The sequence below is a fragment of the Pseudoalteromonas porphyrae genome (assembly GCF_001298125.1).
Taxonomy (GTDB): Bacteria; Pseudomonadota; Gammaproteobacteria; order Enterobacterales; family Alteromonadaceae; genus Pseudoalteromonas; species Pseudoalteromonas neustonica.
This window is the reverse complement of the sequence record NZ_LHPH01000011.1, coordinates 128,528-135,259: the sequence shown is the minus strand read 5'-3', so window position 1 is coordinate 135,259 and position 6,732 is coordinate 128,528. Positions and strand designations below refer to the sequence as shown.

At 38.5% G+C, this 6,732-nt stretch carries 5 protein-coding genes; 2 read left to right on the top strand and 3 right to left on the bottom strand.

All coding sequences use genetic code 11. The features are described from left to right. Window positions 1-134, bottom strand: a 134-nt coding sequence (locus ADS77_RS21675) for a helix-turn-helix domain-containing protein (protein ID WP_152960613.1), incomplete at its 3' end; no start/stop codon positions are given. Between the two features lie 560 nt (window positions 135-694). Between ADS77_RS21675 and ADS77_RS11390 the strand changes: the two genes are divergently transcribed. Beyond that, window positions 695-1,177, top strand: a complete 483-nt coding sequence (locus tag ADS77_RS11390) for a hypothetical protein (protein WP_054454496.1) — start codon at window positions 695-697, stop codon at window positions 1,175-1,177. A 319-nt stretch (window positions 1,178-1,496) separates the two neighbouring features. Beyond that, window positions 1,497-2,057 (top strand): hypothetical protein, encoded by a 561-nt coding sequence (locus tag ADS77_RS11385; protein ID WP_054205316.1) that lies wholly within the window; start codon window positions 1,497-1,499, stop codon window positions 2,055-2,057. Window positions 2,058-2,510: 453 nt separating this feature from the next. On the opposite strand, the gene ADS77_RS11380 is transcribed toward ADS77_RS11385, so the two are convergent. Both ADS77_RS11380 and ADS77_RS11375 read right to left on the bottom strand, forming a co-directional pair. Next, window positions 2,511-3,803, bottom strand: coding sequence for a DUF3472 domain-containing protein (locus ADS77_RS11380; protein ID WP_231659042.1), 1,293 nt, complete (start codon window positions 3,801-3,803; stop codon window positions 2,511-2,513). A 44-nt stretch (window positions 3,804-3,847) separates the two neighbouring features. Beyond that, entirely contained in the window at window positions 3,848-6,685 is a 2,838-nt protein-coding gene (locus ADS77_RS11375) for a TonB-dependent receptor (protein ID WP_054454494.1), read from the bottom strand. Between the last annotated feature and the right edge of the window lie 47 nt (window positions 6,686-6,732).

The window sequence follows — 6,732 nt, the reverse complement described above, 5'->3', positions numbered from 1 at the left end:
TTTCGCTTAACTTCACGCATGATAGTTGTATGGTGTCGATTTAATAGTTTACCAATGGATCGGCAGCTTTCGCCACTATTGAATCGATAGTAGATAGCTTTTCGTTCGAAACTGTTAAGATGTTCGTAAGACATTCTGAATTCCCTCGATAATGAGTTTGGTCGCACTTACTACATTAGCAAATATTTCAGAATGTCATATTTATTGGTGGGTTATGGTCAGTGGTGCACTTGCATAATGAATTCGGGTTTCTTACAAAGAAAATGGAAAGCTAACGGGTAGCTTAAATGAAGTGAAAAGCGTATCGATACTACCAGATAGAAATGGGGTGATTAAAAGGTTTAGCTTTACAATGAAACAAAGATGACACCCATCCTAAAGTTTGCTTTCGGTGAATAATTAAGATGGGTGTCAACTTAAATTAGTTTTTTTTTCTTACAAAGAAAATGGAAAGCTAACGGGTAGCTTAAATGAAGTGAAAAGCGTATCGATACTACCAGATAGAAATGGGGTGATTAAAAGGTTTAGCTTTACAATGAAACAAAGATGACACCCATCCTAAAGTTTGCTTTCGGTGAATAATTAAGATGGGTGTCAACTTAAATTAGTTATTTTAAGGGAAAAGGAATGAAAATACCTTTAATGGGTTCTGGAAAGCCAAGAATGAAAGTTAGACTAGATGGGAAGTATGTAATTGAATAGTCGACCTGATTTCTTTAACAAAAGTGCGATATTACAATCAGTTTTAGTTATATCGCTTTTTTTATTGGCTGATTTATACCTTTTAAATTTTGATAAGTTTGAGATCGGTTATTCAATTAGCTTTTACTTAAAGTTTTTTGTTGTGTTTATATACTTGTTAGCGACGGATAAATTTGATTCATTATTTTTAGAGAAAAATACAGACTTAACTTTAGTACTCGATATTTCAGCGCTCTATTTTTTAATTTGGTTACTAGTAACTGAATTTATATTTGAAAAGCAAGAGCTTTCAAAATTAATAGGTTTGATAATAGTCGTTTTACTATTTGGCTCTGTTTCTTTTTTTATTGAGGTTATAACTAGGCTTAAAGGAACCAGATTGGCTTTTTTAAATTTAATAATAATACTAATAATTGTAATTATTATTTTTTCAGCTGCTTTTTTATTTTTTTCGGTGACTGGGCTTGGGGGATAGTCTCGCCTTATGAATGGTTCGAAAGCTACTAAAAAAGTGTTAGGGTTAGGTCTTGCATTTTGCCTTTTATGAAATCTCAAGGACAGGTCTTATAGTTTGCAGACCTGTCTCCTTCTAAAAAAATTAAGGGAAATAATGAAAAAACTATTAATTTTATCGGAAAAGAAAAAACAAAGATGACACCCATCCTAAAGTTTGCTTTCGGTGAATAATTAAGATGGGTGTCAACTTAAATTTTTTGGGGGAACTATAATAATTGGTGCACTAACGGGCTATCGTGCGCATTTAATAGTTTTAAACATAAGAAGGATTAAATTTAATGAAAATTTCATTTAAACTTTTACTTTTGATGCTTTTATTTTTAATTCCGGCCTGTAGCTATGAGGTTGATACAGAAGGTAGTTATAAGTCTTATCGCTATTACAGAATAGATGGTGAGGTATTGGAAATAAATCTTAAAAGTAAGATTGTTTTAGAAGGGAGTGGTGTAAATTCATTGTCAAATTGTAATATTGATGGGTTCAGAAAGTGTTTTATTTTTGACTCGACAATAATTGCCATTCCGAGGGAAAGTGTTTTACCAAGCGGAAGTTTTGAGAAGTATAGTTCAGGTAATGTGTTAGGTGGTAGGTTGAAATATAATATAACTAAAACTGAACTAGATCTTGGTGGTAATAACTATTCGGGCTTCTTCATAACTATTGGAGAAAGACCAAAGTTAATAGATGAAGGAAAGGTCTATGGTTCTTACTTCTATAGCTTAGAGCATGGGGTATTAATATTTGAGCATTATGATTATGTAAGCGATGACTATACGAAAATAGGTGATAATCTTTTTTTAATTTCTCGAACTTTATGGAGTGATGAAGGAATTAGATAGAATGAGTGAGGTATTTAGGGTCAGGTCTTGCATTTTGTCTTTATGTAATTAGTGGCAAAAAACAAGACCTGACCCTGAGGGACTGGTGCATTCGGTCGCAATCGTGAGAAACACACTATTATTGATGGCACAACCTATAAAGAAATATGGGCTTTTAGAATAAAGTGAATAGGGTCAGGTCTTGAATCTTGCCTTTTACAAAATATTAGGAACAGGTCTTACATTTTGTTGACCTGTCTCATTCTAAAAAAATTAAGGGAAATAATGAAAAAACTATTAATTTTATCGTGTTTTTATTTTTAAGTGACACAGTATTTGCTTGTAACCGGGCGTCAGGAAAATCGATTGTAAACATTCGTGTAAGGCCAGTTGTCGATTACGTACTATAGTATATTTGTCGCTTGAAGGAGCGACAAATATGCGGATTGGACAAAACGCGACGTTGAAATAACTTTAATTGTTAGGCAAGGCGTTTAAGTTTACCTCAGGCGCTTGACTCACTGGGCGTTCAAATTCGCTGTGTAATTTAGTAGGTCCTGTAAAAAAGCCGGTGTTGCGTAAGTAAAACCCCGTATTCTCAGTGCCACCTTGATAGTCCATTCTCGATTTTTTAGCGGCGGTTGCATCATAGGTAAAACGTGCTTTAGTTAGTGCATGCCACTGCCCTTGGGTGTCTCTAAGCCATTGATTGCTATAAAGCGCTTTGCGTTCAAACTGGCCTGCATCAGGGATAAAGTTTTCTAAAAAGCTGTGTGGTCTTGTTACATATGTATTGGTACTTGGGCGTCTAAATGATGCGATAAATAGCCATTTTGCAGCAATAGGATCATAAAAGTAGGCGCTGTAATCAGTATGATTGGCAAGATTGTTAGTCGGATTAACTTTAAGTAAAAAGCGATAGGTTTGCTCTGCTTGCCATGGGAAAACGAGGTAACTTTGACCCCCAGAGCCTTCGTTACCAAATTTACCTGTGTAAACATCTTTGCCTTTAGCAAGTTGTTGAATACGCATTTCCACAGGGATAGCAGCAGGGTCATCGGTATGAAAAGGACTCCACACTGAAAATAATACGCGCCGTTCAGTGGCTGAATTAACTTGAATGCCAAAGTAGCCTTCTGCAAAACCATTGGCCATAAAATAAGAGCCTTGCTTATCGTAGCCTTGTGGCACAGTCAGCTCTGAATAAAACCATTGATAGTTTTTAGTGGTATCAGCTACTGGGTAGTTTAAATGCACAGATGGCCCACGACGACCCCAATAAATATCATCTTTTACATATAATGGGGCAGCAGCGTCTTTATTTAGCGTGACAATAACCCCTTGAATATCAGCAAAGGTGTTGCTGCTGCGAGTTAACCCGCTAAGCGTGAGTTGCTGATAGCCGACATCAGCTGGGTTGAACTTCCCAAGATCGATGTCTTGAAATTGTTGGTTTGTGAGTTTAATAATTTGGCTGTGCTGATTAAAGTCGACTTTTAATTGACTGTTGCCATCGGTCACTTTTACACGTAATTTTAAATTAAAAGGGGTTTTTGTTGGCAGGTAAAAGTAGTGATTTATTGGTATTGTGGGGTCTTGCCAATGCGTAATCCCTTCATCGCTGATAAGTTCTTTGTTTTCTTTAATGCTATGGCTGGTGGCACTATTGCCATAACTGGGAATGAAGTAGTCAGTGGTTTGAGTCGCCGTTACAAAGGAAGAAAATAAGCTCCCTATTAATGAGGCAACAAGTAGTAAAAATCTCATAGTGTGTTCCATAAAAAAAGCGCCGATAAACGGCGCTAATCAGCTTAAAATGATGCCGAAAAGCCCAAGCTAATCGAGCGACCATAGCGCGCCAAGCGACGAATCTGTTCTTCAGTTTTAACATACGACCATTGTCGTTCGTTTGTTAAGTTAGTTACGCTTAAATCAACGCGCATTTTTTCAGTAATGTTGTAGCTAGCACTAAAATCAAATTGACCATAATCAGCCGCCCATTCTGGGCCGCCCCATGCGTCTGGGTATACAAGGTAATCGTCGCGCCAGTTATAAGCAATACGCGTTTGGTAATCACCTTTCTCATAATAAATAACCGCGTTATACGAATGCTCAGACATTCCTACAAAAGGAAGGTCGTTTAATTCTTCATCGTCATAGCTACTATCTGTAAAAGTATAGTTTACTTGTACGCCTAAGCCATCAAAGGGGGCTGGGAGTATTTCATCAAAAGATTGTTGATAAGCTGTTTCAAAGCCTAAAATGGTTGCGCCTTTTTCTGATGTAGGTGAAATTTTAGTAAAAATAGGGCCGTCTACTGCAACGCCATCTTTAAAGTAATTACCCACTTGTGCTGTGCCTACACGGCCACGGGCTATGACAGACTCTATGTCTTTATAATAAGCTGCAAATGTGAGTGCGCCATAATCAGAGAAGTACCATTCAATAGTGGTATCAATCTGATTTGCTCTCAGTGGTTTGATACCTGGGTTAGAGGCATGGTATTCAGCATTATTAAAATCTAAATAACTGTACGGTGATAAGTAACCAAGGTTTGGCCGTGTGATCACTTTTGCGGCACTAAAGCGGTACAATAAATCATCGCGTAAATTAAGTTTGAAGTTTAAGCTAGGCAGTACATCCGTGTAGCTTTCTTCTGTGGTTGAGCGTGCATAATAATCGTCAATATCACCATCAACACGGTAGCTTAATGCGCCATCTTTTTCAGTCACATTATAGCGAACATTTTCAACATCAAAGGTGTAACCATCCGATGTTACATCGGTTTTAATAACCCGCACGCCCATGTTCAGTGCAAACGGTAATTGGCCTATATCGCCTTGTAGGTTTGTTTCAACAAAGGCGGCTAGGGTTTGCTCTGTTAGTGCAAATGAATCTTTAGGGCTGTTTTTTGCAACTATTTTATCTTGAGCTGCTTGTGGGTTGATTGTTTCATAAAAAGCATACAGCTTGTCGTAATCAAAGCTTGCCCATGGATCAGGGTGTTTGCCGGGTTCGCCATCTAAGAAGTTATCAAAATTAGCAGGGACTAATACATCAGCAGGTAAGCGGAATAAATTTAAGCCGCCAAGCTCTTCTACACTTGAGTCATCAAAACTATCGTACTCAGAGTTTTTAAAGTAAGCGCCGCCGTTACTAAACATGGAGGCATTTTTAGATTTAAACACGCTGCGCTCTTTAGTTTGTTTACCGTAATGTAGACCAAATTGCACATCTTTGACGAGTTCAAACGAAGGGATGTAAGTTGCTGCTAGGCGTACTTCTTCGATTTTGTCTTTAACATCAGTGCCGGAGTTGTAGCTGTAATGTGCGCCAAAAGGTTGCTCAGAACTAAGCGCTGGTGTCATTGTTACATCTGGTAGCATATTACTGCCGGTTTGGTCGATAGTGATACCATCAACAAAGCCACGCGCAACAATAAAGCGGTTATTACCGTTACTCACATTTTTTGCTTGTGATTGTGAAATATCTAAATCAACCGTTAAGCTTTCTGTGGCATACCAAACTGTATTAAAGCCCCATTGCCATGTATCGGTATTACGCGGTACAGATACATTAAGCAGTTCTGCCATTGCGCCATCAACTAACTCTACGTAATTTGCATTGCCATCATCATTAAATTTTACTTCACCGATTGCCGGAATGCCGGGAGTCCATGATTCATCATAGGTGACAAATGAAATCTGATATTGTTCGCCATTGGTTTCGTACTGTGAGTACATGCTATCAAAGTTCACATCAAACTTGTCAGAGGGGCGCCATTGTAGCGCTAGGCTTGCGCCAAGGCGTTCACGGGTATCTTGCCAGTTTGAATAACGTACGTAGCCTGGAATGATCGAGGGATATGATTGCTCGTTATCTTCAAGTATACCGTTACCATTGCTATCGATTGGAATACGAACGTCTACATTTTCGTCTGGATCATAAAACCCTTGGCCTTCATAAGAATCTGCTCGTTGAGTACGCTCAGAATAAACCGCGGTAAATAATGCGCCAAAGGTATCGTCAAAAAAAGTATCGCTAATCAAAAAGGATGCTTGTGGGTTTATATCACCCGTACGCTCTTCATAAATACCTTTTGCACTGCCAGATAAAGTAAAACCGTCTAAATCGAGAGGTTTACGGGTTTTGATATTGATGACAGAGCCAATGCCGCCTTCTTGTGTTTTACTTTGTGGGGATTTATATACTTCGAGGGATTGGACGATTTCAGGGGCTATTAAGTCAAAATTAAAGTTACGGCTGGAATGCTCTGATGCCATGCGCCGACCATTAACGGTGGTTACGTTATAGTCACCACCTAAACCTCGCACGGTAACATTTTGGCCCTCGCCACCGTTACGGGTAATCGCAATCCCCGTCATCCGTTGCAGTGCCTCTGCAATATTTTGATCGGGAAACTTACCAATATCCTCTGCTACTATGGCATCCATAACCCCAACGGCTTGTTGTTTTAAATACAGGGATTCCTTAATACTTGAGCGAACACCTCTGACTTCGATTACTTCTACCTGCTCGGTCTCGGCTTCTTTTTCCTTTTTTTTGTCTTCTTCAGCAGCCAGCGTAGCACCACTGAAAATGGCACTCATGGACAAAAACAGGGTGGACAGTTTTAATTGTGCTTTCATAATAGTTACCTGTATTTTACTTGTTGATGGTTATTTTTTATTGGTTT